The following is a 26,998-nucleotide window of genomic DNA, read 5'->3' as shown; positions in this document are numbered from 1 at the left end:
AGCGTTTCGGAATATCAAACTATTGGAGCTTTAAAAACTTGCGTTTGCCGACTTGGATGATCATATTCTCTCTTATCTCTGCTTTGGCGTGAATATCTGTTATTTTCTCTCCGTCGATGCGTACACCGCCGTTTTGAATCATGCGGCGCGCCTCGCTCTTCGAAGAGAGGAGTTTTAGCTTGACGAGCAGATCAATCATCGCTATCGTTTTTTCGCCTTTCCAGTTTACGGCCGGTATATCTTCCGGCAGGCTGTTTTCCTGAAAGACTGTTTTAAACGAGTGTTCGGCAGCTTCTGCTGCTTTCTCTCCGTGATACATTCGGACGATTGTTTTGGCTAAAAGCATTTTGGCATCACGCGGATGAACGGCGCCGGTTTCTAAGTCTTTTACGAGCTGTTTTTTCTCTTCAAGCTCTAAGTCTGTCGCCAAGTGGATGTATTTTTTCATCAGGCTGTCGGGCAGTGACATCGTTTTTCCGTACATGTCGTTTGGATGTTCGTTAATGCCAATGTAGTTGTGTTTCGACTTTGACATTTTTTCGACGCCATCCAAGCCTTCCAAGAGCGGCATCAGGATAACGACTTGTTTTTCTTTGTTGTATCGTTCTTGGAAATGCCGTCCCATGAGGACATTGAAATGCTGATCCGTTCCGCCTAATTCAATATCACTTTCGAGAACGACAGAATCATATCCCTGCATCAATGGGTAAAAGAATTCATGCAGTGAGATTGGTTTTTGCATGGCGATGCGTTCTTCAAAGTCGTCGCGCTCCATCAGGCGGGCTACTGTTATTTTCCCTGCTAATTCAATGACATCTTCCAGATTCAATGTTTTCAGCCATTTTGAGTTATAGTGAAGCTCGACTTTTTCTGGATCAAGCACTTTTCCGAATTGCTCAAAGTAGGTTTTGGCATTGTGCTGAACTTCTTCATCAGTCAGTTGCTTTCTGGCTGCCGATTTTCCGGTCGGATCACCAATTTTTCCTGTGAAATCCCCAATTAACAGCTGGACAATGTGGCCGTTTTCTTGAAATTGGCGAAGCTTATTTAACACCACCGTATGGCCCAAATGTACATCCGGTGCAGACGGATCTAATCCGAGCTTAATTTTAAGCGGCGTGCCCGTGGAAATTGATTTCACGAGCTTTGCCTTTAATTCCTCCGGCGGTATGACTTCGTGGGCGCCTGTCATGTATAGCTGTAGCTGTCTTTCTACCTCTTTTTGCTGTGACGCTGTGAGCTGCTCAAATGTTCTCATCATTTTTCCTCCTTTTTTACAAACACAAAAAAGAGCCCATCCCGATAAGGGACGTGGCTCAATGCACGCGGTACCACCCTGGTTGAAGACATTGTCTTCCGCTCATTCGAATAACGGTTTCCCGTTCTTTGCTACTTTTAAGGTTCACAAAGAAAGCTCGGGGAGGTAATTCACGTTTGCTGTGTGCCGGCTCGCACCTTCCGCCGGCTCTCTGAAACAGGGAGACAAACCGCTACTGGATTCCCGTCAAAGCTTATGTTGTATGAAGATTGTCAGCTACCTTTCTAAGCAGCCCTGTCAATATTTTCTGTTCGTCCTTCGTCATTCCCGCAATGAGCTCTGTTTCCCCTTTGTGAAACTCCGGGTAGAGTTCTTCGATCGCTTGTTTGCCGGAATCGGTGATAGAGACAAACACGAGTCGCCGATCTCTTGTGTCGATGCTTTTACGGCAAAAATTCTTTTTTTCGAGCGTTTTGATCACGTTGCTTGCTGTAGCTGTAGATATCCCTGACAGCTCAGCGATTTTTCTCGTTTCGAGCGCTCCCCATACCCATAGATCATAAAGAATGGAGAAAGCGGTCCAAGAAAGGTTATAGGAAGAAAGAACCTCAGTCTCCATTTTGACACGGAGCCTTTGTGCAGACCGATACAGATTCGTAGCGATCGAAATGGCTTCCAGGTTGAGTGACTCGACGGGCATTTGTTTGAGCTTAGAAAGTGTATCGTGTTCTTCCTTCCGAAGCTGCTGATGTTGATGTGAACGTTCCATTTTTTAGGCCTGCCTTAAATTATCAGAATCATTAGCTATGAAACGAATTGTAACAGAGTATGATGTGAACTTCAAGCCCATATATCGGTTGAATAAAAAAAGCCCAAACAACGCCAAAATAAACAAAAAACCGCAAACGGGGGTGCAGTTTTGCAAAAATATGTTCAATCCGTCTATAAGCATGATCCGTTTCATCTGTTTTCGACAGAGCATGTAGTGACGTTAGCGATTATCGCCCTTTTGGCCATTCTGTTGTTTTTGTTCCAAGAGGGGGTCAAGCAGCCGAGGGCCAGCCGGTTTTTACGTTCTCTGTTTGTGTTTCTTTTGCTTGGTTCGCAAATCGGCTATCAAATATGGATGGTCGCCACGGGCAGGTGGTCGGTGCGCACTTCATTGCCCCTCCAGCTTAGTGACCTGTCGGTGTATTTGTCAGCTATTATGTTAGTGACAAAAAGCAGAAAGCTGTTTGTGTTTTTGTTTTTTGTCGGCATCGGCAGTTCGATTCAGGCTCTTGCCACTCCTGACCTCGGAATGTTTTCATTTCCGCATATCCGATATATCCTCTTTTTTATTTCTCACGGGTCTGTGTTTTTATCCTGTCTGCTGATGGCTGTGATTGGCACCTACAGAATGGGCCAGCGCTCGTTATGGGTGACAGTCCTGCTTGTTAATGTGTACGGCGTCTGTATTTTCCTGATTGATCGCTGGCTTGGCGCGAATTATATGTATTTGACGAAAAAACCGGGCGGATCCTCTCTCTTAGATGTTCTCGGGCCATGGCCATGGTATATCGTCTCGGCTGAAGCCATCACGATCGCCAGCTTTTTCATTCTTTATTTGCTTTATCGCATCTTCAAAAAATGACACCTTTTTTGTTGTATCACACATTCTGTTTAAAAAAATGTCGGAGAACGTGTTTATTTTTTTGAAAAAGGGTATGTAACTTGTACAACAAAAAGGGAGATGAATACCATTGAGGAAAGATGAAATCATGCATATCGTATCATGCGCAGATGATAATTATGCTCGTCATTTAGGTGGGATGTTCGTTTCTTTATTGACTAACATGGATCAGGAGAGAGAGGTAAAATTATACGTCATTGATGGCGGAATTAAGCCTGATAACAAAAAAAGACTGGAAGAAACCACTTTGAAATTCGGAGTGCCGATTGAGTTTTTAGAAGTGGATACCAAAATGTATGAACATGCGGTAGAGAGCAGCCATATTACAAAAGCCGCGTATTACCGCATTTCGATTCCCGACTTAATTAAGGATGAAAGCATCAAACGAATGATTTACATCGATTGTGATGCGCTTGTCCTAGAGGATATTTCTAAGCTATGGGACTTAGACATTGCGCCATACACCGTAGCCGCTGTTGAGGATGCGGGGCAGCATGAACGCCTGAAAGAAATGAACGTCACTGATACAGGGAAGTATTTTAACTCAGGTATCATGATTATTGATTTTGAGTCTTGGAGAAAGCAAAACATCACAGAAAAAGTCATCAACTTTATCAATGAACACCCAGACGAAGACTTTCTTGTGCTGCATGACCAAGATGCACTGAATGCGATCTTGTATGATCAGTGGTATGAACTTCATCCGCGCTGGAACGCTCAAACCTATATCATGTTAAAGCTGAAAACCCCATCGACTCTGTTAGGGCGGAAGCAATATAATGAAACGAGAGAAAACCCGGCAATCGTGCACTTCTGCGGCGGAGAAAAGCCTTGGAACTCCAATACAAAACATCCGTATCGCGATGAGTATTTCCATTACATGTCCTATACGAAGTGGAATACGATCAGCAACCCGGCGATCAACCAATAATACAGATATAAAAAAACGCTTTTGAGATGATCAAAAGCGTTTTTTGTTTGTCTCAGCGTGCGACTGACCGTTGGTAGAACCGCTGAATATGCATGGCGATGTAGCACAATTCTTTTTCAGGAAACTCAAAGCCGTATTCCTTCTTCACAAAGGTGCCGATGCTTAGGGCACACAGGAAGGCATCCTTAAACTTCTCTTTAATGATGTCGATCATTTCTGCGTCCAACTCGTAAATGGATTCGCCTGCTTTGATATGCTGAATGGCAAAGCGGAGATGGGTCACGAGCCGTTCATAAGAGATGGTATCTTCAACGATATTAATAGACAGTTGAATTTCGATAATCTCGATAATATCACGGATCATTGTTGTAATATCAAGCGTTTGTGTCATATCGCCGGCATTGTTTCTTGCTGTGTGGATATGCATGGCGATATTGCCGATTTCATCATCAGGAATGTGAATCCCCAGTTTATCTTTAATCAGTGCTCTGGCCCATAAGCCGATCTGGAACTCCTTTGGATAAAGGACTTTGATTTCATTCAGCAGCGGATTTTTGATAACCATCCCATTGCTCAGGCGTTCAATTGCAAAAGAAAGATGGTCTGAAAAAGCGACATGAATGCGCTCGTTGATTTTGATGTTCAGCTCTTTTTCGGCATGAGAGATAATTTGCTCAGAAATCTGAATGTGGTCTTCAGGCAATGTTTCTAAAATCTCTTCGAACTGCTTATAGTCAGGTGTATCTTTTCTGATAAAGGTTTTTTCTATTTTTGACGGATCGACAATATCATTCTTCTTTTTGTTAAACGCAATTCCTGCACCCAAGAGAATCTTCTCTTCATTTTGATCCTTTACGACGATAGCATTATGATTTAAGATTCTTTTAATTTTCATAGCTTTTTTGTCCTTTCATCCCCCGTTTTATGAATGAAATCGAATAAATCCAGTTATTCTGTCTCTTCTTTAAACCCGAGAAACAATGTAGCTATAAAAGCAGAGACGGCTGCGATCAAGAAACCGATCATATAATGAACAAAATTAGCGGCGCCAAACGGCAGCACGATTGAAATCATCGGAATGCCTGTCAGCCCGTAGGAATTTGCCACAACTTGTACCGCAACCACGTATGCTCCGCCAATAGCACCGCCGATGGCTGCTCCGATAAAGGGACGGATCAATTTGAGATTTACCCCGAATACAATCGGCTCAACAATGCCTAAAAACGCGGTCAGAGAAGCGGGGAGCGCAATTTTTTTCAGGCTTGATTGTTTCGTTTTGAGGAATACCGCAAGCCCCGCTCCGCCTTGGGCCACATTCGCCATCGACCATATCGGCACTAAAAAGTTGACACCGACATGCGGATTAGCAAGCAGCGTTGCCTCAATTGCATAAAAGCTATGATGCAATCCAGATAGGACGATGGTGGAGTAGATGCCGCCGAAAAGGGCTCCGGCGGCAATGCCGGCGTGATCATAAATATAGACGATCGATTGTGTCATGACCTGGCCGATGATGGACGCGGCGGGATTCATCACAATCAGCGCGAGGCATCCTGTCACCATGACCGTAATAAAGGGAATGATCACGACATCAAGCGACTTCGGCACAATCGATTTTAATAGCTTCTCAATTTTGCTCATGACAAAAACGGAAAGAAGAATCGGTATCATGGAACCCTGATAGCCCATCATTGGGATATGAAGCCCCCATATGTCTAAAGAAGACGGGGTTTTGCTGCCGAGCATAGACGGGTCCAGCAGATCAGGATGCGTCAAAAGCCCCGCGATCACTGCCCCTAGGTATGGGTTGCTGCCAAATTGCCGTGCGGCACTGAAGCCGACTAAAATCGGCAGTAAAATAAAGGCTGTGCTGGACACGAGGTCGAGCATTTTAATCCATGGGCTGCCGGCAGCGAACCAGTGAAACACCTTAATCATGCCGATCAGCCCCATGAGCAGGCCGCTTGCTGTTATTGCCGGAATAATCGGCACAAAAATATCGGACAGTGTTTTCGCAAAAGCTGCGGCAGGGTTCAGCTTCCGGCTGGCTTTTTTCTGGTGGACAGGTTCTTCAGAAGGCGCGTTCTCCCATACATGAACGACTTCTTTATATATTTTGTTGACGACGCCTGCTCCGAAGATAATCTGGAAAAGCCCATAACGGAAAAAGGTGCCCTGCACACCTTGCAGGTTCTCAATGGCATGTATATCAATTTTCGTCTCGTCCTTTACATCAAAACGAAGACGGGTCGTACAATGGCTGATGCTGATAATATTGTTTTTTCCTCCTGCGAGCAGCAGTAATTCTTTTGCAATCTCTTTATGCAAGCAATCAAAACCTCCTTTGCTGAAGAAAAGTCGGCTTGTTCATCGTATCAAATGAAAAGTTGACAATCAAAATGAAAAAAGTGAGAAATATCGGCTGAAAATGACAAAAATGCCCGCGTCGACGCGACGACGGAGCATGAGAATAGGGGGTTGTCCAAGGCGCCGTTATGAGCCCAACACGAAAAGAAGAGTTAAAATGCCCTGCTTTTTAGGCATTAATACTCCCTTTGCATCATTGGGTCTTGCCTGCCTGCCCAGTCACAATCCCGCCATATGTGGTGATAACTGTAATAACGTTCATTTTATGCTGTTCATGGCTGTATAGCAATAGTATGAAAAGCCTGTGAGGCGGATGGGAAAAAGGTTGTGTACGATGTTCTTAGAATGTAAAAAACCTTTAAGACCTGGAATGCAAGTCTTAAAGGTTTTTGGTTACTTTTTCGGTTTGACGGCGTTCAGCCGTTTTTGCAGCTTTGTTTTTTCATTGGATGCTTTTAATTGATTCACTGCAGACTGAGCGGATGCCTTTGATTTCTTTGTTTTGTCTTTTTCCGCTTTCTTCACTTTTGCCTTGGCAGTTTCCACTTTTTTTGCTTCAGTCGCCGCCACCTTTTTCTTCACTTTGTCTAACCGTTTTTGCAATGCCGTTTTGTCCTTGCCTGCTTGAAGCTGATTGACGGCTGATTGTGCTTTTGCCGCATTTGCATCAGTTGATTTCTTTTCAGCCGCAGATACGGATTGCTGTGCCGTCTTCAAATTGGTGCTCTTCACTTTGTTAAGGCGTTTTTGCAGGGACGTTTTTTCTGAACTTGCAGGCAGCTTGCCAATTGCTGATTGTGCGCTGTCCACATCTGTTTTCTTTTTGCTTTTTTCCGCTTTCGCAACTTTGTCTTTCGCTTGCTTTGACGCGATGTAGCGTTTTACTTGGTCTAAGCGTTTTTGAAGGTTCTTTTTGTCTGTTCCGTTTGGCAGCTTGTTGATGGCAGTTTGTGCTGTATCAACGGTTTGCTGTGTTTTATATTTTTCTGCCTTTGCGACTTTGTCTTTCGCATCTTTTACATTTCTGTATGACTGTACTTTATCCAGTCTTTTTTGCAGGACAGTTTTGGCGTCGGAGCCCGGCAGCTGGCTGACGAGTTCTCGCGCTTTGTTGATATCGGTTTGTGCTTTTGTTTGTTCCGCTTTTTTCACAGCTTGCTCTGCTGCCGCGTACGCTAAATTTGTTGCCTGTGCTTTATACTGGATTAAGCCGTAGCCAAATTGCTGATCGCGGCCTGCGGTACCAAGATCAACGATGTTTTTCCGCATTTCCTCGCGAAGCTGGACGTTTGTCTCGGCAGGATCACGCTGTTTTAACAAGGCAAACATGGCTGCGGCGTGCGGTGTCGCTTGGGATGTTCCGCTTCCTGTTGCATAATACTGGTTTAAGTAAGTGCTTGTGATGTTTGTCCCCGGTGCTGAAAATTCAACTTCATCTCCAGTTGTTGAGAAGGAGGCAAGCTGATTCTTTTCGTTTGTTGCTGAAACCGCAACGACACTGCTGTATGCCGCCGGATAATTCACTGGCTTGCCGTTTCCGTCGTTACCGCTTGCGGCAACAAGCAGAACACCTTGTTCATATGCTTTGTTCACGGCGTCATGAAGGATTTTGCTGTCTGACGTCGTGCCAAGGCTCATATTGACGATGTCCATCCCGTTTGCGATCGACCAGTCAATTCCTTGGAGAAGACTTTGAAGATCCCCCGAGCCGTTCTGATCAAGCGCTTTAACCGCGTATATTTGTGCTTCCGGTGCGATGCCGTCAATTCCGTAGCCGTTATGCTTGGCTCCGATAATCCCTGCGACATGTGTTCCGTGGCCGTTATCATCTTTGTAAGAAGAGGTATAACTGACAGCTGAATACCCGCCGGCAATCGACAGGTCATCGTGGGGGGAGATCCCGCTGTCAATGACGGCAATTTTGATATTTTTTCCTGTCAGTCCTGCCTTCCAAGCCTGTTTCACCTGAATGGGCTCAAGGTTCCATTGCTCAAAGTTGTCAGAGGTGTCAGTGCCGTCTGACAGCACTTTGAAATCCGTGCTGTTTGCTGCGGTAAATGATACGTTGTTTTCTACATACAAAATATCAGGATCCTGCTTTAATTCTTTTACTGTCTCCTGGTCTGCTGTGACCGCTACCGCGGGAAGATGCTTATACTGCTGTTCAACATCAGCATCACTATCCAGGATGGTTTCCTTTCCGGCCTTGTTTTTATAAACCACAATAACCTCTTTCTCGCTGCTGTTTTGCGCATGAGCGAGAGGGCCTATGGCGAGAAAACTGAAAAACAGAGTGACTGATACAACAAGTTTGCAAGACATGTTTTTCATGATTCATCTCCTTTTTCTATGATGTTTGATATATATATCGGAGAAAAAAGAGAGATTAATAGTTAGAAGGAAAAAATTTTTCAAAGACAGGATTGTTTGGCAAAATGCAGATTTTTTCCGCAGGAAGAGGAAATTTTCCAAATGAATTTGTAAACGTTTTCAAAATAAGATAAAGAAAACATTGCGGAGGTTGTTCACAAAGCAATGTGAAAAGGGGGCTTTTAAGATGAGCGCATTCACTCGGGTAATGGAAGAAAAAATAATGCCTGTCGCCGGGAAAATTGCCGGACAGCGGCACCTCAGCGCTTTGCGTGACGGAATTATCCTGACCATGCCGCTGATTATTATCGGGTCTGTCTTCTTGATTTTAACGAGCCTGCCGATTCCGGGGTATGCTGATTTCATGGCGAGTGTGTTTGGGAAGGAGTGGGCTGATAAGCTCGGATATCCCGTCAATGCTTCGTTTGATATTATGGCGATGATCGCCGCTTTCGGGATCGCCTATCGGCTGGCGGAAAGCTATGGTGTTGATGCCCTTTCGGCCGGAGCGATTTCAATTGCCGCATTTCTATTGGCAACGCCGTTTGAGGTGCCGTTTACACCGGATGGCTCAACGGAGTCCATCATGGTAGGGGGCGGAATCCCGATCACGCTGCTCGGCAGCAAGGGCTTATTTGTCGCCATGCTGATCGCCTTGTTTTCAACCGAAATCTATCGGTACATTATTCAAAAAAATATCGTCTTCAAAATGCCAGACGGTGTGCCGCCTGCGGTAAGCAAATCGTTTGTCGCACTGATTCCCGGCTTTATCATTGTGTTTCTCGTGTGGCTGGCGCGCCTTCTGATTGAAATGACACCTTTTCAGAGTCTGCACAATGTCGTAGGAGACCTGCTTGGCACACCGCTTTCCATCCTTGGCGGCAGTCTCGGCGGAAGCCTGATCGCTGAATTTGTGCAGATGCTGCTTTGGTCGTGCGGGATTCACGGGGCTTCCATCATTGGCGGAATCATGGCGCCGATTTGGTACGGCGCGATGGATGCCAACCGTCTTGCCTTCCAAGCGGGCGAGGCGCTGCCGAGTATTTTTACGACTCAGTTTTTTCAAATTTGGATCAATGTCGGCGGAAGCGGGGCGACGCTGGCGCTTGTGTTGACGATGCTTGTGCGCTCCCGGAGCAAACAAATGAAGCAGCTTGGACGATTAGGAATCGGCCCTGCGCTATTTAATATCAACGAGCCGATCATTTTCGGCATGCCGATTGTCATGAATCCGCTCCTTATTGTCCCATTTATCATCGCACCGCTCCTCACGATTACCGCGACTTATATCGGCATGAGCACCGGGCTGGTGGCAAGACCGGCCGGAATCGCGGTGCCGTGGACGATGCCGCCGCTCATATCAGGCTACCTGGCGACAGGCGGAAAGGTGTCGGGCGCCGTTATGCAGCTGGTAAACCTGCTGATCACCTGTGCTATCTACTATCCGTTTTTCAGAATATGGGATCATCAAAAATGGCGGGAAGAGAGTGCGGTTGAATCTGGGGATAAAAATGTGTAGTGATGTAAGTGTTTAAATAATAAAAAAGCAGCGTTATGCTGCTCTTTTATTACCGCTGAAAGAACTCAATCCACTCACCGTCAGGGCCTTCGATATAGAAATAACGGTATCCGTTTGGAAGTGTTGTGATCTCCTCGTCGATAAATTTTGCGTTCATTTTTTCCGCTTTTGTATATTCAGCCGCGATGTCATCAGTCAGCAGGGCAATGTGGTGCACTTTTCCTTCAGCGGGAAGCTCGCTGCTGTAGCCTTGAATCAGTTCAATTTCTGTTTCCGGGCCGTCTTCAAAGCCAAGAAATGCAAGCTCGATTACACCGTTCGTGTGTGTGATGCGATCCTTCAATTTCATGCCGAGTACCTCTTCATAAAATGTGATGGACGCGTTAATATCTCTTACCATGATGCCTGTATGGTCAATTCGTTTTGCCATGCTGCTCCTCCTCGTAACTCTTTTTGTCTATCGTAGAAAAACCTTTCCTTTCTGTCAATGCAGACATCTTGGCGTTTTGTGGTACGATAAGAGAAAGCAAACGGAAAGAGGACGACATATATGAAGCTACTCACCCTAAAAAAAGCACACGCTGCCAAAATCAAAAAAGGCTATCCCCTTATTGAAAAAGAAGCTCTCGCAGGGACTGCGGGGCACATGAAAGAAGGAGACCTCGTTGATATCGTGTCTGAGAGCGGCGAGTTTCTCGCGCGGGGCTATTATGGCCTGCAAAACAAAGGGGTCGGCTGGACGCTTACCCGCAATAAACATGAACAGGTTGACCAGGCATTTTTTCTCACCAAATTAACAAAAGCGGCCCAAGCGCGCGCCAAACTATTTGAGGCTCAAGATACAACAGCTTTCCGCCTGTTCAACGGTGAGGGCGACGGTGTCGGCGGCGTCACCATCGACTATTATGACGGCTACCTGCTGATTCAATGGTACAGCAAGGGGATTTACACCTTTAAAGACATGCTGATTTCCGCATTGGATGAGATGGATCTTGATTATAAAGCGATTTACGAGAAGAAACGCTTCGACACGGCTGGACAATACGTTGAAGATGATGACTTCGTGAAAGGGAGAAGGGGCGAGTTCCCGATCATCATCCAGGAGAATGGCATTCAATACGCGGTGGATCTGAATGAAGGCGCCATGACGGGCATCTTTTTGGATCAAAGACACGTGCGCAAGGCGATCAGAGACCGCTATGCAAAAGGGAAAACCGTTTTAAATACATTTTCTTATACGGGTGCATTCTCCGTGGCAGCGGCGCTTGGCGGAGCGGAGAAAACAACAAGCGTCGACGTGGCAAACCGAAGTCTGGCCAAAACGATCGAGCAATTCAGCGTGAACAAGCTGGATTACGAAGCGCACGACATTAAAGTGATGGACGTGTTTAACTATTTTTCATATGCTGCAAAAAAGGATTTGCGCTTTGATCTGATTATTCTCGATCCGCCTTCCTTTGCGCGCACAAAAAAACGCACCTTCAGCGCGGTCAAGGATTATAAAAACCTGCTGAAGGAAACGATCGCCATCACTGCTGACAAGGGTGTCATTGTTGCCTCTACAAACAGCAGCGCCTTTGGCATGAAGAAATTCAAAGGCTTTATCGATGCCGCATTTAAAGAAACAAACGAACGCTACACCATCATTGAGGAATTTACGCTGCCGGAGGATTTCAAAACGATTTCGGCATTTCCGGAAGGCAACTACCTGAAAGTGGTCCTTCTGCAGAAAAAATAATGAAAAAGCTGCCCTGTTCAGGGGCAGCTTTTTTTATGTAGAAATGATCTGCTGGACGCGGCCAATGCGGCCATCTTCAAGACGGACTTTAATGCCATGCGGATGAAAGTTTGATTTCGTCAAAATATCCTTCACTGTCCCTCTCGTCAGTTTTCCTGTTTTTTGATCTGCTTTCAATACAATATCAACCTGCAACCCTTTCGAAATGCTGTTTCGCTCTTGCCCGTTCATAACGCACATCCTTTCTTTTGTTCATTATAGTCATTATGGTTTAAAAGTAACAGCCGGCTGATGAAGTGTATGTTTGTTTTTTTCAGCCTTCATTAAATATAATGTCAGGCCAAAGCCTGCTATGCTCAGAATGCCAAAAAGCAAGTAGACTGCGAAAATCGACACGTAGTCAAAAATGTACCCGCCTGCAAATGTGCAGAACCAGTTGCCGAACCCGTTGCCAATGGCGGCGTACATGGTCAGCGCCGTCGCTTCAACGTGTCTTGGGGTAATCTTTTTCACATATTGAAGCGCCGCCGGGATAAATAAACCGATGGCCACTCCCTGAAGAAAGACCGTCGCATAAATGATCCATAGTGAAGGCGCCGTGAAATAGAGCGCCCACCTGAATAATGAGACTCCGCCTGACAGCATAATGACGTTGAGCAGCCCCATTTTATCTATAAATGTTTGGGCGAATCTCATAAATGGAATTTCTGAAATAACGCCGATGAAAAATAAAATGCCGATAGCGGAAAGTGACGCGCCGCTTTTGTCCAGAAAAAGACTGAAATACGTATTGTTCGCTAAGTTTGGAGCAAATGTCGTAAAGGTGATGATCATAAAGATGAGGAAGGTTTTGTTGCTGATAAGCTCCCGGAATCCTTTGCGGATATTGACCTTTGTTTTCGTTTTCTGCTGGCCCGGCATTTGAGAAGCCAATATGGCGGCAATGCACAGAAAGGCACAGCCAAAGATAAAGATCACGTGAATGGGGTACAGCTGGTTCGTCACCTGTCCCATGGCAAACACCGCGACGCCGAAGCCGAGAGAGCCAAACAGGCGGATTCCGCCGTAGTTGCCGTTTGTTTCTTGTGTGTACCTTAGTGAAATGCTGTCCGAAAGTGGAATAATCGTGCTTTGAAAGGCTGCAAAACAGGCCGCAATCAAAATAAACAGAGGAAAGCTGTCAAATGCAATATAGCCTAGTCCAATGATGCCTGTGATTGATGTGCAAACCGCCAGCAGGCCTTTCGTTTTTTGCGTATAGTCGCTCAGCATGCCCCAAAACGGCTGAAAGAAAATCATCACAATCGGGCCCAGTGACATGATCAAGCCGACCTGTGATCCGCTTAAATGCTGTTCCTTCGTTAAATACATACTGAGTAAGGGAATCATGCTGCCCGTACCGAGAAAAGCAAACAAATAAAATCCTTTTAACGCGGCATAATGCCGTCTCACCTGCAAGTTGTGCATCAAGGTGCCTCCTTTGGTATCCACAAATTACATTATATTGTAATTTGCGAGCTTTTCAATAAGGGGAAGCACATAAAAAAACTGCCCTCGAGAGGACAGTTTTTTACATAAATGAAAGTAAAAACGGCGCCGCGCAAAGCGTCATAATCGCAGCTAAGATCATCGATACGCTTGAAATCGTGCCGGACACAGAGCTGAGCTCAAATGCCTTTGACGTTCCCGCTCCGTGTGCGCTTGTGCCGAGCAGCACGCCCCGCGCGATTTCGTTATCAATACGGAAATAGCGGATGACCATCGGGCCGATCACTGTGCCGAGCAAAGCGGTTAAAATCACAAACACGGCTGTGACGGCAGGCATTCCGCCGATCATTTCAGATACGTTCATCGCGATCGGCGTTGTCACTGATCTCGGGACGAGGCTGTCAATTAAGCCGGTGCCGAGGTGAAGCCATTTCGCAATAAGAGCGGTAGAAATAATCGCGATGCATGAACCGACGGCCACATTCAAAATAATTTCCACTGCGTATTTCTTTAAAACAGGGAAATATTTATATAGCGGGATCGCGAATGCCACGGTGGCCGGCTGTAGCATATCGGTCAGCAATCCGCCGCCGAGATTATAGGACTCGTACGGGACATTCACCAGCAGCAGCAGACCGACTAACACAGCGGGCGTCACCAATAGCGGCGACGTATAAACACGCGGAAAGCGTTGATATACCTTTTTTGCTCCTAAATACACCAAAACCGTTAAAAACAAACTTACAATTCCGATGAACACGTATGCTTTTTCTCCTTTCTCTTTGCAATGAGTTGTGTAAGCGTTCCTGTAGACACCATCACGACAAACGTGCTGATGATGACAACAAGCAGAATGCTGACACCAAATTTCGACATAATGTCTCCGTATTCAATCACTCCGACGGCAGACGGGATAAAAAATAAAAGCAGCTCCCCGAGAAGCCACGCTGCACCAAGCTCTATCCATTCAAGCTTGATAATGTTAAAGTGCAATAATGTGAAAAGAATCACAATCCCTATTATACTGCCGGGAATATTTATATGAAGAAGGGCTGTCACCCAATTAATCAGCCGAGCAAATATAAATAACAGAGCGATTTGAATAACGGTTAGCAACAGTTTTTTCATATTGATGCCTCCCTTATATACTTATTGTACATAAGATCTCGCTATAGGTAAAATATATATTAAGAATAAGAAGTATTCCTTTTGTCTATAGAAAGGGTGAAGCACATGGATATCCGCCATTTAACATATTTCTTGGAAGTCGCCCGTTTAAAAAGTTTTACGAAGGCTTCCCAATCCCTTTATGTTTCTCAGCCGACGATATCAAAAATGATCAAAAATTTAGAAGAAGAGCTCGGAATTGAACTGTTTTACCGAAACGGCAGGCAGGTAGAACTGACTGATGCCGGCCATAGCATGTATGTGCAGGCGCAGGAAATCATTAAATCATTTCAAAACCTGACGTCAGAATTAAATGATATTATGGAAGTCAAGAAAGGGCACGTACGGATTGGACTGCCGCCGATGATCGGATCGGGGTTTTTCCCGAGAGTGCTCGGCGATTTCCGTGAAAACTATCCGAATGTCACCTTTCAGCTAGTCGAAGACGGTTCTATAAAAGTCCAAGAAGGTGTCGGGGACGGCTCTCTTGATATAGGCGTTGTGGTCCTTCCCGCAAACGAAGATATCTTTCATTCGTTTACAATCGTAAAAGAAACCTTAATGCTTGTCGTTCACCCGTCCCACCGGCTGGCTGATGAGAAAGAATGTCAGCTGCGTGAGTTGAAGGACGAGCCTTTTATTTTCTTCAGGGAGGATTTTGTCCTGCACAACCGAATTATGACGGAATGTATCAAGGCTGGGTTCCGGCCCCATATCATTTATGAAACATCACAATGGGATTTTATTAGTGAGATGGTATCAGCCAACCTTGGGATCGGGCTTTTGCCGGAACGGATCTGCCGCGGCCTTGACCCGGAAAAAGTGAAAGTCATTCCGCTTGTCGATCCGGTCATCCCTTGGCACCTCGCCATTATTTGGAGAAAGGACAGGTACTTGTCGTTTGCCGCCAGAGCTTGGCTCGAACATACGAAATCGTATTTATGGGACCCGAAAAAAGAAAGTAAAGGATGATGCAAACATGGATGCACAATCAGCAGCAAAATGTCTTACTGCTGTCCGCCGGCATAGCCCACTGGTGCATAGCATAACCAACAATGTCGTAACGAATTTCACAGCAAACGGCCTGCTCGCGCTCGGCGCATCGCCCGTTATGGCGTACGCAAAAGAAGAGGTCGCCGATATGGCGAAAATTGCGGGTGCACTCGTTTTAAATATCGGAACACTGAGCAAGGAGTCAGTCGAAGCGATGATCATCGCGGGAAAATCAGCTAATGAACATGGCGTTCCCGTCATTCTTGATCCTGTCGGTGCCGGAGCAACACCGTTCCGCACTGAATCGGCACGTGACATCATTCGTGAGGTGCGCCTTGCTGCAATCAGAGGAAATGCGGCGGAAATTGCCCATACCGTCGGCGTGACCGATTGGCTGATCAAAGGTGTTGATGCGGGTGAAGGCGGAGGCGACATCATCCGGCTGGCTCAGCAGGCGGCACAAAAGCTAAACACGGTCATTGCGATAACTGGTGAAGTTGATGTCATAGCCGACACGTCACATGTATACACCCTTCATAACGGCCACAAGCTGCTGACAAAAGTGACAGGCGCCGGTTGCCTGCTGACTTCAGTCGTCGGTGCGTTTTGCGCTGTGGAAGAAAATCCATTGTTTGCTGCTATTGCGGCCATTTCCTCGTATGGGGTCGCCGCTCAGCTTGCCGCACAGCAGACGGCTGACAAAGGCCCTGGAAGCTTTCAGATTGAATTGCTGAACAAGCTTTCAACTGTTACTGAACAAGACGTCCAAGAATGGGCGGCTATAGAAAGGGTGACTGTCTCATGACTCGTATTTCTCGGGAAATGATGAAAGAGTTATTATCTGTATACTTCATTATGGGGTCAAACAATACGAAAGCCGATCCTGTTACAGTTGTACAAAAAGCGTTAAAAGGCGGTGCCACCCTGTACCAGTTCCGTGAAAAAGGCGGGGATGCGCTGACAGGAGAGGCTCGGATTAAATTTGCTGAAAAAGCTCAGGCAGCTTGCCGTGAAGCTGGTATTCCGTTCATTGTCAATGATGATGTGGAAATGGCTTTGAAGCTGAAAGCTGATGGTATCCACATCGGCCAGGAAGACGCAAATGCGAAAGAGGTAAGAGCTGCCATAGGTGATATGATTCTCGGCGTTTCTGCCCATACGATGTCTGAGGTGAAGCAAGCTGAAGAAGACGGAGCCGATTATGTCGGGCTTGGGCCGATCTATCCGACTGAAACGAAAAAGGATACGAGAGCGGTACAGGGTGTATCACTTATCGAAGCAGTGCGCCGCCAAGGCATCAGCATTCCAATTGTCGGCATCGGCGGCATCACAATAGAAAATGCCGAACCTGTTATCCAAGCGGGGGCCGATGGCGTCAGTATGATCAGCGCCATCAGTCAGGCGGAAGATCCTGAGAGTGCTGCACGCAAGTTTCGTGAGGAAATTCAAACATATAAAACAAAAAGATAATCGTTCATCTTCCTTCAAAAGGCTGTTCTGTAAAAGGACAGCTTTTTTGCTTTCCATCAAGGTTTTCAGACCTTCAAATTTTAATTGACAAAGGACAGGAACTGGCTATGATTATGTTATACAATGATAATCATTTTCAATTATAGGAGGAACATGATGGCTCGGGGGCTGGCACTTATTCTATTCAGCTTGTTGATGGTTTTCGGTTCTGCGGCACATGCGGAAGATGATCCGATCGCCGCATTAATTCAATTAAACAAGCAAATGATCAAATCCGTAAAAGACGGGGATATGGATTCGGCACAACAAACGTTTGAAACCTTCAAAGCGAAGTGGAAAAAAGAAGAACCTTCTATTAAGAAAGAAAACCTTTCTTCTCACAGTGAAATGGACGCGAATATCGCGATGATTTCTCTTTCTTTTATCAATCAAGACGCAGGCAAGCTCAAATCACAGCTTGAAGAGCTTTCATCTCATTTAGAAACATACCAGCAGGCTGTCGTGCTGAAAAAGACATCCTCAGGTCAATCAAGGGCGTCCTTAACAGCCTATATACAAAGCTTGAAAGACACAAAACAGTTCATAGAAAAAAAACAATTGGATGAAGCGTCATCCGCAATCGACAATTTAGTTACATCCTGGCTCGCTGTTGAGGGAGATGTCGTGTCCCAATCGAAAGAAGCCTATACGACATCGGAGGAAAATCTGGCGCTGATGAAGGCGGAGATCGGCAGCCATCCTGAAAAGGTATCAAAGCAAATTGACGAAATGATTCAATTGCTCGAGCCGATCGCTTCAAGCAGCTACAGCTGGTGGGATGCGGCGCTGATCCCGATTCGTGAAGGAATGGAGGCCCTCCTTGTCATCGGAGCGCTATTAACCATGACAAAAAAAGCGCGGGTTACGCGTTCCTCGACATGGATCTGGGGCGGGGCGTCCGCCGGCATGGCTGTTTCCTTAGCAGCCGGCATCGGTGTCACGGTTCTGTTCTCCTCCAGTGTATTCGGAGAAAACAATTTCTTGCTTGGCGGCGTTACCGGCGTACTGTCTGCTGTCATGCTTTTGTATGTCGGGGTGTGGCTGCACAGAAACGCCTCAATGGATAAATGGAGAGAAAAAATCAATATCCAGAAGTCACAGGCACTAAAAAAACGAAGCCTGCTTTCCTTTGCGCTCATTGCATTTCTGGCAGTTGTAAGAGAAGGTCTCGAAACGGTCATCTTTTTCATCGGGCTTGTCGGGAAGCTCCCGCTCACTGAACTGATCGGCGGAACTGCCGCAGGGCTTATCGTTCTCGTCATCGTCGGTGTTCTGATGATCAAGCTCGGAATGCGCATTCCATTGAAGCCGTTTTTTCTTCTATCAATGGCGGTTGTCCTGTATATGTGCGTGAAATTTCTCGGAACCGGCGTTCACAGCCTTCAACTGGCGGGCATTCTTCCGTCTGATGCAGAAAGCTGGCTGCCGTCTGTATCGGTGCTAGGAATTTATCCGTCTGTGTACAGCACGATTCCGCAAATGTTGATTTTCCTCTTTTTACTGATTGCGCTTGTTTCAGAAGCGGCAAAACATTTTACAAACGGAAAGGAACTGACAAAATGAATTTCACAAAAATCGCTGTATCAGCCGGATGCATCCTTGCGCTGTGCGCAGGCTGCGGAGCCAACGACACATCTTCAACTAAAGAAAAAGCTTCATCTGAAAAAAGCGGGATCACTAAAGAAATCACCGCATCCGTAAATAAAATGGAAACCATCATTTCTAAGCTGAATGACTCAGCGGAAAAAGGAGACCAAAAAGAGATTGAAAAGAAGGGGAAAGAATTAAACAGCTACTGGCTTTCCTTTGAAAACGATATTCGCAGCGATTATCCATTCGAATATACAGAAATCGAAAAGCATCTTCAGCCAATCTACACAGAAGCGCAAAAAGACAAACCGGATACAGCAAAAATCAAGACAGAATCCGAGTCACTGAAAGCGTCCTTAGAAGACCTGACAGAAGCGAAGAAGAGCGGCAAAAAGGCTAGCGATCAGCTGGCAAAAGCAGCGGATGAGTATAAAGGCTATGTCAAAGAGCAGAGTGACCAGCTTGTCAAAGCGACTGAAGCATTTACGGGTGTTGTGAAATCCGGCGATATCGAAAAGTCCAAAACGTTATATGCGAAAGCGCGTGTTTATTACGAGCGAATCGAACCGATCGCTGAAAGCCTCGGAGATCTTGATCCGAAAATTGATGCTCGAGAAAACGATGTTGAAGAAGGAGACAAATGGACAGGCTTCCATAAGCTTGAGAAGGCCATTTGGAAGGATCAAGATATTTCCGGGGAAAAGGCAACAGCTGACCAGCTTCTCAAGGATGTAAAAGAGCTTGACGGTTCAGTTCAATCACTGAAATTAACACCTGAACAAATTGTTGCAGGCGCGATGGAGCTTCTGAACGAAGCCGGAATTTCGAAAATCACGGGAGAAGAAGAGCGCTACTCACGAATTGATTTAGTGGACCTTATGGCAAATGTGGAAGGCTCCGAAGCCGTTTATCAAACAGTGAAAAGCGCGCTTGTAAAAGATCACTCCGACTTGACGGAAAAACTGGATACGGAGTTCAGCGAATTTGAAGTTTTAATGGCAAAATACAAAACAAATGATCAGTCCTATACGTCTTATGATAAATTAAGTGAAAAGCAAATCAGAGAGCTGAGCACAAAGCTGACGACTCTTTCTGAAACCATGTCGAAGATTGCGAATGTGCTATAAAAGGAGTTTTGTAACAGCATGAGCGATGAACAAAAAAAGTCAGAACAAATTCACAGACGGGACATTTTAAAATGGGGGGCAATGGCGGGGGCAGCCGTTGCGATCGGTGCCAGCGGACTCGGCGGTCTCGCTCCACTTGTTCAGACTGCGGCTAAGCCATCGAAAAAGGATGAAAAAGAGGAGGAGCAGATTGTTCCGTTTTACGGAAAGCATCAGGCCGGAATCACAACTGCCCATCAGACGTATGTCTATTTTGCTGCACTGGATGTAACAGCAAAAGACAAAAGCGACATCATTACATTATTTAGAAACTGGACAAGTCTCACACAGATGCTGACGTCTGGCAAGAAAATGTCAGCGGAGCAGAGAAATCAATATCTGCCGCCGCAGGATACAGGTGAGTCTGCTGATTTATCCCCTTCCAACTTAACGGTCACATTCGGATTTGGGCCTGGCTTTTTTGAAAAAGACGGAAAGGACCGTTTCGGGCTGAAAAGCAAAAAACCGAAGCACCTAGCCGCTCTTCCAGCGATGCCCAATGACAACCTGGATGAAAAGCAGGGAGGCGGGGACATCTGCATTCAAGTGTGTGCAGACGACGAGCAAGTGGCGTTTCACGCGCTGCGTAACCTGCTAAATCAAGCGGTCGGCACTTGTGAGGTCCGCTTTGTGAACAAAGGCTTTTTAAGCGGAGGAAAAAATGGTGAAACACCGCGCAACCTCTTCGGGTTCAAAGATGGAACAGGCAACCAGAGCACGGAGGATGACAGCTTGATGAACTCGATCGTGTGGATTCAGTCTGGTGAGCCTGACTGGATGACGGGCGGCACCTATATGGCTTTTCGGAAAATCAAAATGTTCCTTGAGATATGGGACCGCTCTTCCCTCAAGGACCAAGAGGATACCTTCGGCCGCAGAAAAAGCTCGGGGGCGCCTTTCGGACAGAAAAAGGAAACAGATCCCGTGAAGCTGAATCAAATTCCGTCTAATTCACACGTCAGTCTAGCGAAATCTACGGGAAAACAAATTTTGCGAAGAGCTTTCTCTTACACAGAAGGACTTGATCCGAAAACCGGCTATATGGATGCAGGTCTCCTGTTTATCAGTTTTCAAAAAAATCCCGACAATCAGTTTATCCCGATGCTGAAGGCTCTTTCAGCAAAGGATGCGTTAAACGAATATACACAAACAATCGGTTCTGCTTTATACGCATGCCCAGGCGGCTGCAAAAAAGGAGAATATATTGCCCAGCGTTTGCTGGAATCATAAAAGAAGCCTTTACAGGCTTCTTTCAGCGTGTCGACAAACCCTCGCATTCGTTGTCAAGCCTGTGCGTTGGTGCTCACGAATTAGAGCATTAGCTCCGCTCCAATGCTCGGCTTTCCTAGACTTCAAGGGTTTTCAATCACGCTGAAAGGATGACAAAATCCTAAAACTTTTTAGGATTTTGTCAACAATCTGAAAGAAGCCTTATCGGCTTCTTTTTTAAAAAAAGTTGTAACTTTAATTGTTACAGTTTAAAATCAATTTATACGAAAGGAGATTATCATGACAGTACACATTAAAGTTTATTCAGATTACGTCTGCCCATTTTGTTTTGTTGGAAAAGCCGCTTTTGAAGAAGCGATAAAAGGAAAGGATGTTGAAGTCGAGTGGATGCCGTTTGAACTGCGCCCAAGCCCATCTCCTCAGCTTGATCCGGTCAATGATCCTTCCAAACAGTACATGTGGCAGACATCAATTCAGCCAATGGCGGAGAAATTAGGAGTCGAGATCAATTTTCCAAACGTCTCGCCCCATCCGTATACAGACCTCGCGTTTGAAGGCTTCCATTTTGCGAAGGAATACAATAAAGGACATGAATACAACACCCGTGTCTTTCAGGCATTTTTCCAAGAGGGCCAAAATATCGGCGACATTGACATCTTGACGAAGCTCGCCGAGGAAGTGGGATTAGACGGTGCATCATTCAAATCAGCACTGGAAACAAGAACATATCAGGACGTGCAGCGCCAAGCCTTGAAGCACGCCTATGAAGAGGCTGACATCACAGCCGTTCCAACCTTTATTATCGGTGACACTGTAATTCCGGGTGCTGCCGGCAAGGATGTATTTGAAAAAGCGATTTCTGACGAGCAGAAGAAAAAGTAAGGAAAAAGCTCTCTATAAAGAGAGCTTTTTTTATTCCTGTTCCATATGGACGCCAGTATGCGCCTTCACCTGTATTTCTGCAAACGTATCTTCATCAATTGTTTTATCAGACGACAGCACCGTTCCGAGCCACGCGCCGAGAAAGCCGAGCGGGATGGAAATAATTCCTGGATTAGACAGCGGAATGAGCGGATCACCGGTAAAAATAGCACTTCCGGCCGGGTCCCACACACTAGGGCTCATCGATACCAGCACAAGCGCGCTGATCAGGCCTGTCAGGCTGCCCCATAAAGCGCCTGAGGCATTGAATCGTTTCCAGAAGACTGTAAACACAATCAGCGGAAGGTTTGCGCTGGCGGCTACCGCAAACGCGAGTGCAACAAGGAACGCCACATTTAAGGATTGTGCAAAAATCGCAAGGAGTATCGAGAGTACTGACACGGCGACAGAAGCCCATCTGGCCGCTTTCATTTGTTCTTTTTCAGTTGCTTCTCCCTTTCTGATGATCTGGCTGTAAATATCATGGGCAAATGCTGAGGCGGCAGACAGCACCAACCCTGTCACGACAGCCAAAATGGTGGCAAAGGCGATGGCTGATACAAACGCGAACAGAAAGTCTCCTCCGAGCGCTTTTGCTAAAAGCGGAGCCGCCATATTTCCCGCTTGATCAGCCGCCGTAATCGCGTCAAAACCGACAAATGCCGCGGCACCAAAGCCGAGAAATACCGTCATAATGTAAAACACACCGATAATCCATGTCGCTGACACAACGGATGTACGGGCCGTCTTGGCATCCTTAACGGTATAAAACCGGATCAATATATGCGGAAGCCCGGCGGTTCCCAGCACGAGTGCCAAGTTTAACGACAAGGTCTCAAGCGGCACCTTGTATTTATTTCCGGGATTCATAAAATCAGCGCCAAGCGGAGTAGCCGTTTTCATCTGTTCAAACATGGTATTAAGGCTAAAGCCGAATTTCGAAAACACGATAATCGAAATCACGAGTGTGCCGGCCATCAGCAAAACGGCTTTAATAATTTGAACCCAGCTTGTCGCGATCATGCCGCCAAACACGACATAAATGGTCATCAGCACTCCGACGATGAGGACAGCCGCGGTATAATCCAGCCCTAGAAGCAGTTTGATCAGCGCGCCCGCCCCCACGAGCTGGGCGATCATATAAAAAGTAGAGATGGCAATGGTATTGAGAGCCGCGACACCGCGGATTTTCTTTTCTTTAAAGCGAGCGGCAATCATGTCTGCCATCGTGTACTTTCCAAGATTCCGAAGCGGCTCCGCCACGATGTACAAGACAACGAGATAAGCCACCAGAAAACCGATGCTGTAAAAGAAGCCATCAAATCCATATAACGCAATCATTCCGGCAATCCCGAGAAACGAGGCGGCAGACATGTAGTCACCGGCAATTGCCAGTCCATTCTGAACGCCGGTGAGCCCGCCGCCCGCCGTATAAAACTCACTCGTTGTTTTCGTCCGCTTCGCGGCAAAATACGTGATAATAAGCGTCAGGCCAACAATCGCCAAAAATAATAAAAAAGCAGTCATATTCATGTCTGTTCACCCTTCAGATCCTCTTTTAAAGCGCTTACATACTTATCGAAATGGGCGGCTCTCCGGGAATACACAGTACTCAGTATCCAGGTCATAGCGAATTGGGCGATGGCGAACAGCCAAGCCCATGAAACAGCTCCAATGGCCGGTGCATTCAAAAAGGTGAAATAAGATGTCAAAACAGGGAGTGAAAAATAAAAAACAAAAAAGAAAATCGCAGAAGGAACAATAAAAGCGCGTTTCTGCTTTAAAAAAGCTTGAAAAGACGGCGTTGCAGCAATCTGTTTATAATCAGCTTTGTACATGGATTTCCTCCTTTTATTCGCTAAACGTAAGCAAAAAGGTACACCAATAGGTATGTACTGAAAGTCCGATTTATGCGTTGAACAATATCTGGAGGATGAAAAAAGAAGGAAGTCGTGAAGAGGTGAACACAGTGGTCTAAAGACAGGCGAAGGTTTTCAAGCTCGGCCGTGTATAAACGAGTTTGCTTTCAAAACCTCACCGAATGCAGCTTGTTCTCAGCAAAGCTGCTGTTTACCAGAGCACGGTTATCATGTTCGCATCACCGGCTGTCTGTCGTAGTTAGCTGACACACCGTTTGTCCTCAAGCTCAGCGCAGCGATTTGCTTTTGAATAGAGGATATGGTGAAAACTCAGATCAGGTGATAGAAAAGCCAGAGGTAAATAGATCCGCCTGTTCGGACTAGTCTTGCCGGACGGTTTTTTTGTGGTTTTTCTTTCTCGATGCTGTCTCAGATTCTAAAAACTGCCTCACATCATGAATGCCTAATCCAATGGATCTAGCTTCTTGAATTAACATATGCCAACCTTTGTCCAAATCTTTTTTAACATGAGTTTTCATAGTAACCTCCAATTGTATAAAATGTTTTCCTGCAACATGCGGGCAATAAAAGACAAGCCAGCGCGATGATGAGGCGAGTACAACAAATTTCACACATAGTTGCTCGGTGTTCACAAACTGAAGGAAAAACCACCTACCTATTCCCTAAAAAAATGACTAATATAACCAATGGACCTTATTTATAATAATAAACAATTAAATACTGACTGGATAGTATGTAAATGAAAATAAATCATTTAGCCTATTAAAAATGACCCCTGGGAAACCGAATAGCATAACCGTTCAAAGAAATAAATACCGCTAAAGATTGATCCGGTGTAAGATAAGGGTAATCATTACCGCCAGGAGAAAAATATGAAAAAAAACAAATTTCAAATTAAAAGAGAAGCAACATTTGAAAGTTTTATAGACGCTGGCGTGAATTTGTTGATTGACCGAGCGTATGATCCGGTTTCTGTAGAAGATATCAGCAGAGCCGCCGGGTACAGCAAAGGAGCATTTTATGTTCATTTTGTCAGCAAGGACGATTTTCTGCTGTACCTTCTCGAAAAACGTCAGATGAAAAAAAAGATCATTATAGGGTATCTTGATCAAATGGAGCGGGAGTCAGTGAAATCGCTGACATTGGACGAGGCTGCAAAACACGCTGCAGAACTGCTTTATTCCTATTACATAAATAAGCCGTCGTGGGACATCACCTCGTTTGCCATGAACATGCCGACATATAAAGTCTTAAAGAAATGCAAGGCCTATGTCCGGCTGTACGAATTGTGGGTGGAAGAAAATGTGTTATATATTAAGTGGCTGAAGGAGAGAAAGCTGATTGACGCCTGTATTGATCCTGAATATACGGCTAAAATAATATGTGCAGTCCTCGACGGAATCATCAAACAATCATATGTATTGGGCCAGCCAGCCACCTTCCGCAGCTTTTTAGACGCACTCTCGGTATTTTTTACTTTAGACAGAGAGCACGAGACGCCAAGAATTTTGAAAAGTTTTTCGGAAAGCGAGGAACATCAGTGAAGTATAGAGAAATAATTATGTATATCATTATGGGGGTTTTCACAACCATTGTGAATATCGCCAGCTTTTATATATTGGTAGAGATCATGAATGTGGATTACAAAGCCGCCACTGTTGCCGCTTGGATTTTGTCAGTGCTGTTTGCTTACATAACAAATAAATTATATGTGTTTCAGCAAAAAACACATGATCTGCAGAGCCTGCTGAAAGAGCTCACTGCTTTTTTCAGCGTTCGGGTCCTGTCTCTCGGCATAGATTTAGGCATGATGATCATTCTTGTCGGCCAGTTCAATACAAATGAAACCTTGGCTAAAATACTCGACAACGCGGTCATTGTTGTCGTCAACTATGTTGCGAGCAAATGGCTCGTCTTTAAAAAAACAAAAGAAGAAGGGGTATGAGAGGACTGCAGCATATGATCTGCCGTTTTCTATGAAGAAATAAGGGGAATAAAAAATAAAAACCAGAAAGGTGATTGCACATGCGGGAAGAGCTAAAGGGGATATTTGCAAGTGTATTCGGAGAAAAAGAGGGGTTACGGTTTTTTTTCGCACCTGGAAGAGTGAATCTGATTGGAGAACATACAGACTATAACGGCGGGCATGTATTTCCGTGCGCGCTGACAATGGGTACATATGCTGCTGTTGCAGAAAGAAACGACGGGCTTGTCCGGATGTATTCAGATAACTTTAGAAACGCAGGCATCAAGGAATGCAGCCTTGACGACATTCGCTATCAAAAAGAAGACGACTGGGCGAACTACCCAAAAGGCGTGATTTATGAATTTCAACAGAGGGGATATGCAGTTCCCCATGGCTTTGACATTGTATTTTCAGGGAATATTCCAAACGGGGCGGGGCTGTCGTCTTCCGCTTCTATTGAACTGCTGATGGGGGTCGTGCTCCGAAGCTATTTTCATCCTGAAGTAGATGCGCTTGAGCTTGTGAAAATGGCGCAGCATGCGGAAAACCATTTTATCGGCGTCAATTGCGGAATTATGGACCAATTTGCAATTGGAATGGGGAAAAAACATCATGCGATGCTGCTGAACTGCGACACGCTTGACTATGAATATAGCAAACTCAATGTCTCAGGCCTCGCGCTGGTCATCGCGAACACGAACAAAAAAAGGACATTGGCTGACTCAAGCTATAATACGAGACGCCAAGAATGCAATGATGCATTGCTTGATTTGAAAAAAGGCCTCGATATTGCCGCACTGGGCGACATCAAGCCTTCTGATTTCGATGCGCATTCCAGCCTGATCCAAAATGAAACGAACAGACGCCGGGCAAAGCACGCTGTATACGAAAATCATCGTGCTATTAAGACGGCCCATATGTTCAAAGAGAACAATATAGATGAAATCGGGCAGTTAATGAAGGAATCCCACCTTTCATTGAAGGATGACTATGAAGTAACATGCCCTGAACTTGATGAGCTTGTGTTTGCGGCATGGGATCACGAAGGTGTAATTGGATCAAGAATGACGGGAGCAGGCTTTGGCGGATGCACCATCAGCATTGTAAAAGATGAGTTCGTTGATGATTTTATTCAGAAGGTTGGAGACAGATATCAAGCAAAAACAGGGCTCCGAGCGGATTTTTATGTCGCGGATATCGGAGAGGGAGCGAGAGAACTAAAGGGGGAGTGAC

General features: G+C 45.6%; 27 protein-coding genes and 1 other annotated feature. Of the genes, 14 read left to right on the top strand and 13 right to left on the bottom strand.

Translation table 11 applies throughout. The features are described 5' to 3' along the window. Positions 1-19: 19 nt before the first annotated feature. Together tyrS and ywaE are read right to left on the bottom strand one after the other, a co-directional pair. Complete coding sequence (gene tyrS, locus MKX38_RS19660; protein WP_080286163.1) at positions 20-1,261, bottom strand: tyrosine--tRNA ligase; 1,242 nt, start codon at positions 1,259-1,261, stop codon at positions 20-22. Between the two features lie 41 nt (positions 1,262-1,302). Beyond that, positions 1,303-1,517 (bottom strand) — a binding site (T-box leader). Then, positions 1,512-2,027, bottom strand: coding sequence for a tyrZ transcriptional regulator YwaE (ywaE, locus tag MKX38_RS19655; protein WP_019712840.1), 516 nt, complete (start codon positions 2,025-2,027; stop codon positions 1,512-1,514). Its footprint overlaps the feature before it by 6 nt. Positions 2,028-2,177: 150 nt before the next feature. Between ywaE and MKX38_RS19650 the strand changes: the two genes are divergently transcribed. Beyond that, the gene (locus MKX38_RS19650; protein ID WP_015250923.1) at positions 2,178-2,891 is read left to right on the top strand and encodes a TIGR02206 family membrane protein; all 714 of its coding nucleotides are present in this window, start codon (positions 2,178-2,180) and stop codon (positions 2,889-2,891) included. 109 nt (positions 2,892-3,000) lie between these two features. Beyond that, complete coding sequence (locus tag MKX38_RS19645; protein ID WP_015250924.1) at positions 3,001-3,861, top strand: glycosyltransferase; 861 nt, start codon at positions 3,001-3,003, stop codon at positions 3,859-3,861. Between the two features lie 52 nt (positions 3,862-3,913). Here the strand turns inward: MKX38_RS19645 and sacY are convergent, their stop codons facing one another. The 3 genes from sacY to epr all read right to left on the bottom strand — a co-directional run bounded on the left by sacY (position 3,914) and on the right by epr (position 8,559). Beyond that, positions 3,914-4,756: a transcription antiterminator SacY gene (gene sacY / locus MKX38_RS19640; protein ID WP_003244589.1), complete on the bottom strand. Its 843-nt coding sequence runs from the start codon at positions 4,754-4,756 to the stop codon at positions 3,914-3,916. 53 nt (positions 4,757-4,809) lie between these two features. Further along, the gene (sacX, locus tag MKX38_RS19635) at positions 4,810-6,189 is read right to left on the bottom strand and encodes a SacY negative regulator SacX (protein WP_339188105.1); all 1,380 of its coding nucleotides are present in this window, start codon (positions 6,187-6,189) and stop codon (positions 4,810-4,812) included. A gap of 432 nt (positions 6,190-6,621) precedes the next feature. Further along, positions 6,622-8,559, bottom strand: coding sequence for a minor protease Epr (gene epr, locus MKX38_RS19630; RefSeq protein ID WP_339188103.1), 1,938 nt, complete (start codon positions 8,557-8,559; stop codon positions 6,622-6,624). A gap of 226 nt (positions 8,560-8,785) precedes the next feature. On the opposite strand from epr, the gene celB reads away from it, so the two are divergent. Continuing rightward, positions 8,786-10,117 carry a PTS cellobiose transporter subunit IIC gene (gene celB, locus MKX38_RS19625; protein ID WP_119899919.1) on the top strand — a complete coding sequence of 444 codons (1,332 nt, stop codon included), beginning with the start codon at positions 8,786-8,788 and terminating at the stop codon, positions 10,115-10,117. A 49-nt stretch (positions 10,118-10,166) separates the two neighbouring features. Here the strand turns inward: celB and glxA are convergent, their stop codons facing one another. Continuing rightward, on the bottom strand, positions 10,167-10,547 hold the full coding sequence (glxA, locus tag MKX38_RS19620) for a glyoxalase GlxA (protein ID WP_003243380.1): 381 nt from the start codon (positions 10,545-10,547) through the stop codon (positions 10,167-10,169). A 120-nt stretch (positions 10,548-10,667) separates the two neighbouring features. Between glxA and MKX38_RS19615 the strand changes: the two genes are divergently transcribed. Further along, positions 10,668-11,855 (top strand): class I SAM-dependent rRNA methyltransferase, encoded by a 1,188-nt coding sequence (locus tag MKX38_RS19615; protein ID WP_339188100.1) that lies wholly within the window; start codon positions 10,668-10,670, stop codon positions 11,853-11,855. A gap of 33 nt (positions 11,856-11,888) precedes the next feature. Here the strand turns inward: MKX38_RS19615 and MKX38_RS19610 are convergent, their stop codons facing one another. The 4 genes from MKX38_RS19610 to MKX38_RS19595 form a co-directional block, all read right to left on the bottom strand. Then, positions 11,889-12,086, bottom strand: a complete 198-nt coding sequence (locus MKX38_RS19610) for a YwbE family protein (RefSeq protein WP_003227367.1) — start codon at positions 12,084-12,086, stop codon at positions 11,889-11,891. A gap of 33 nt (positions 12,087-12,119) precedes the next feature. Next, positions 12,120-13,322, bottom strand: a complete 1,203-nt coding sequence (locus tag MKX38_RS19605) for a major facilitator superfamily domain-containing protein 6 (RefSeq protein ID WP_019712834.1) — start codon at positions 13,320-13,322, stop codon at positions 12,120-12,122. Between the two features lie 103 nt (positions 13,323-13,425). Continuing rightward, the gene (locus tag MKX38_RS19600; RefSeq protein WP_003227371.1) at positions 13,426-14,103 is read right to left on the bottom strand and encodes a CidB/LrgB family autolysis modulator; all 678 of its coding nucleotides are present in this window, start codon (positions 14,101-14,103) and stop codon (positions 13,426-13,428) included. Next, complete coding sequence (locus MKX38_RS19595) at positions 14,085-14,471, bottom strand: CidA/LrgA family holin-like protein (protein WP_003227375.1); 387 nt, start codon at positions 14,469-14,471, stop codon at positions 14,085-14,087. Before MKX38_RS19595 ends, MKX38_RS19600 begins: the two co-directional genes overlap by 19 nt. A 105-nt stretch (positions 14,472-14,576) precedes the next feature. On the opposite strand from MKX38_RS19595, the gene MKX38_RS19590 reads away from it, so the two are divergent. The 7 genes from MKX38_RS19590 (at position 14,577) to MKX38_RS19560 (ending at position 21,880) form a co-directional block, all read left to right on the top strand. Continuing rightward, positions 14,577-15,482 carry a LysR family transcriptional regulator gene (locus MKX38_RS19590; RefSeq protein WP_015250931.1) on the top strand — a complete coding sequence of 302 codons (906 nt, stop codon included), beginning with the start codon at positions 14,577-14,579 and terminating at the stop codon, positions 15,480-15,482. Positions 15,483-15,489: 7 nt separating this feature from the next. Further along, entirely contained in the window at positions 15,490-16,308 is an 819-nt protein-coding gene (thiM, locus tag MKX38_RS19585) for a hydroxyethylthiazole kinase (protein WP_015250932.1), read from the top strand. Next, positions 16,305-16,973 carry a thiamine phosphate synthase gene (thiE, locus tag MKX38_RS19580; RefSeq protein ID WP_131228234.1) on the top strand — a complete coding sequence of 223 codons (669 nt, stop codon included), beginning with the start codon at positions 16,305-16,307 and terminating at the stop codon, positions 16,971-16,973. Before thiM ends, thiE begins: the two co-directional genes overlap by 4 nt. 156 nt (positions 16,974-17,129) lie before the next feature. Further along, complete coding sequence (gene efeU / locus MKX38_RS19575) at positions 17,130-18,575, top strand: ferrous ion permease EfeU (RefSeq protein ID WP_129138092.1); 1,446 nt, start codon at positions 17,130-17,132, stop codon at positions 18,573-18,575. Then, on the top strand, positions 18,572-19,729 hold the full coding sequence (efeM, locus tag MKX38_RS19570; protein ID WP_167408534.1) for an iron uptake system lipoprotein EfeM: 1,158 nt from the start codon (positions 18,572-18,574) through the stop codon (positions 19,727-19,729). Before efeU ends, efeM begins: the two co-directional genes overlap by 4 nt. Positions 19,730-19,747: 18 nt before the next feature. Next, positions 19,748-20,998 (top strand): iron uptake transporter deferrochelatase/peroxidase subunit, encoded by a 1,251-nt coding sequence (gene efeB / locus MKX38_RS19565; protein WP_247470950.1) that lies wholly within the window; start codon positions 19,748-19,750, stop codon positions 20,996-20,998. Between the two features lie 279 nt (positions 20,999-21,277). Beyond that, complete coding sequence (locus tag MKX38_RS19560; RefSeq protein ID WP_014481274.1) at positions 21,278-21,880, top strand: DsbA family protein; 603 nt, start codon at positions 21,278-21,280, stop codon at positions 21,878-21,880. Positions 21,881-21,910: 30 nt separating this feature from the next. On the opposite strand, the gene MKX38_RS19555 is transcribed toward MKX38_RS19560, so the two are convergent. From MKX38_RS19555 to slrA, 3 genes are all read right to left on the bottom strand, one after another. Continuing rightward, the gene (locus MKX38_RS19555; RefSeq protein WP_339188094.1) at positions 21,911-23,452 is read right to left on the bottom strand and encodes a cation acetate symporter; all 1,542 of its coding nucleotides are present in this window, start codon (positions 23,450-23,452) and stop codon (positions 21,911-21,913) included. Next, positions 23,449-23,757: a DUF485 domain-containing protein gene (locus MKX38_RS19550; RefSeq protein ID WP_003227392.1), complete on the bottom strand. Its 309-nt coding sequence runs from the start codon at positions 23,755-23,757 to the stop codon at positions 23,449-23,451. The genes MKX38_RS19555 and MKX38_RS19550 overlap by 4 nt, the downstream gene beginning before the upstream one ends. 401 nt (positions 23,758-24,158) lie before the next feature. Further along, entirely contained in the window at positions 24,159-24,317 is a 159-nt protein-coding gene (slrA, locus tag MKX38_RS19545; protein WP_003243648.1) for a transcriptional regulator SlrA, read from the bottom strand. A 354-nt stretch (positions 24,318-24,671) separates the two neighbouring features. Here slrA and slrC point away from each other — a divergent pair, with 354 nt between their 5' ends. From slrC to MKX38_RS19530, 3 genes are all read left to right on the top strand, one after another. Beyond that, positions 24,672-25,343: a transcriptional regulator SlrC gene (slrC, locus tag MKX38_RS19540; protein WP_014478350.1), complete on the top strand. Its 672-nt coding sequence runs from the start codon at positions 24,672-24,674 to the stop codon at positions 25,341-25,343. 17 nt (positions 25,344-25,360) lie between these two features. After that, positions 25,361-25,744: a GtrA family protein gene (locus MKX38_RS19535; protein ID WP_003227398.1), complete on the top strand. Its 384-nt coding sequence runs from the start codon at positions 25,361-25,363 to the stop codon at positions 25,742-25,744. An 80-nt stretch (positions 25,745-25,824) separates the two neighbouring features. Continuing rightward, positions 25,825-26,997, top strand: coding sequence for a galactokinase (locus MKX38_RS19530; protein ID WP_029318660.1), 1,173 nt, complete (start codon positions 25,825-25,827; stop codon positions 26,995-26,997). Position 26,998 lies beyond the last annotated feature (1 nt).

The organism is Bacillus sp. FSL M8-0025, from assembly GCF_037975475.1.
Lineage (GTDB): Bacteria > Bacillota > Bacilli > Bacillales > Bacillaceae > Bacillus > Bacillus subtilis.
The sequence above is the reverse complement of the archived record's forward strand: the minus strand, read 5'-3'. Positions and strand labels throughout refer to the sequence as shown.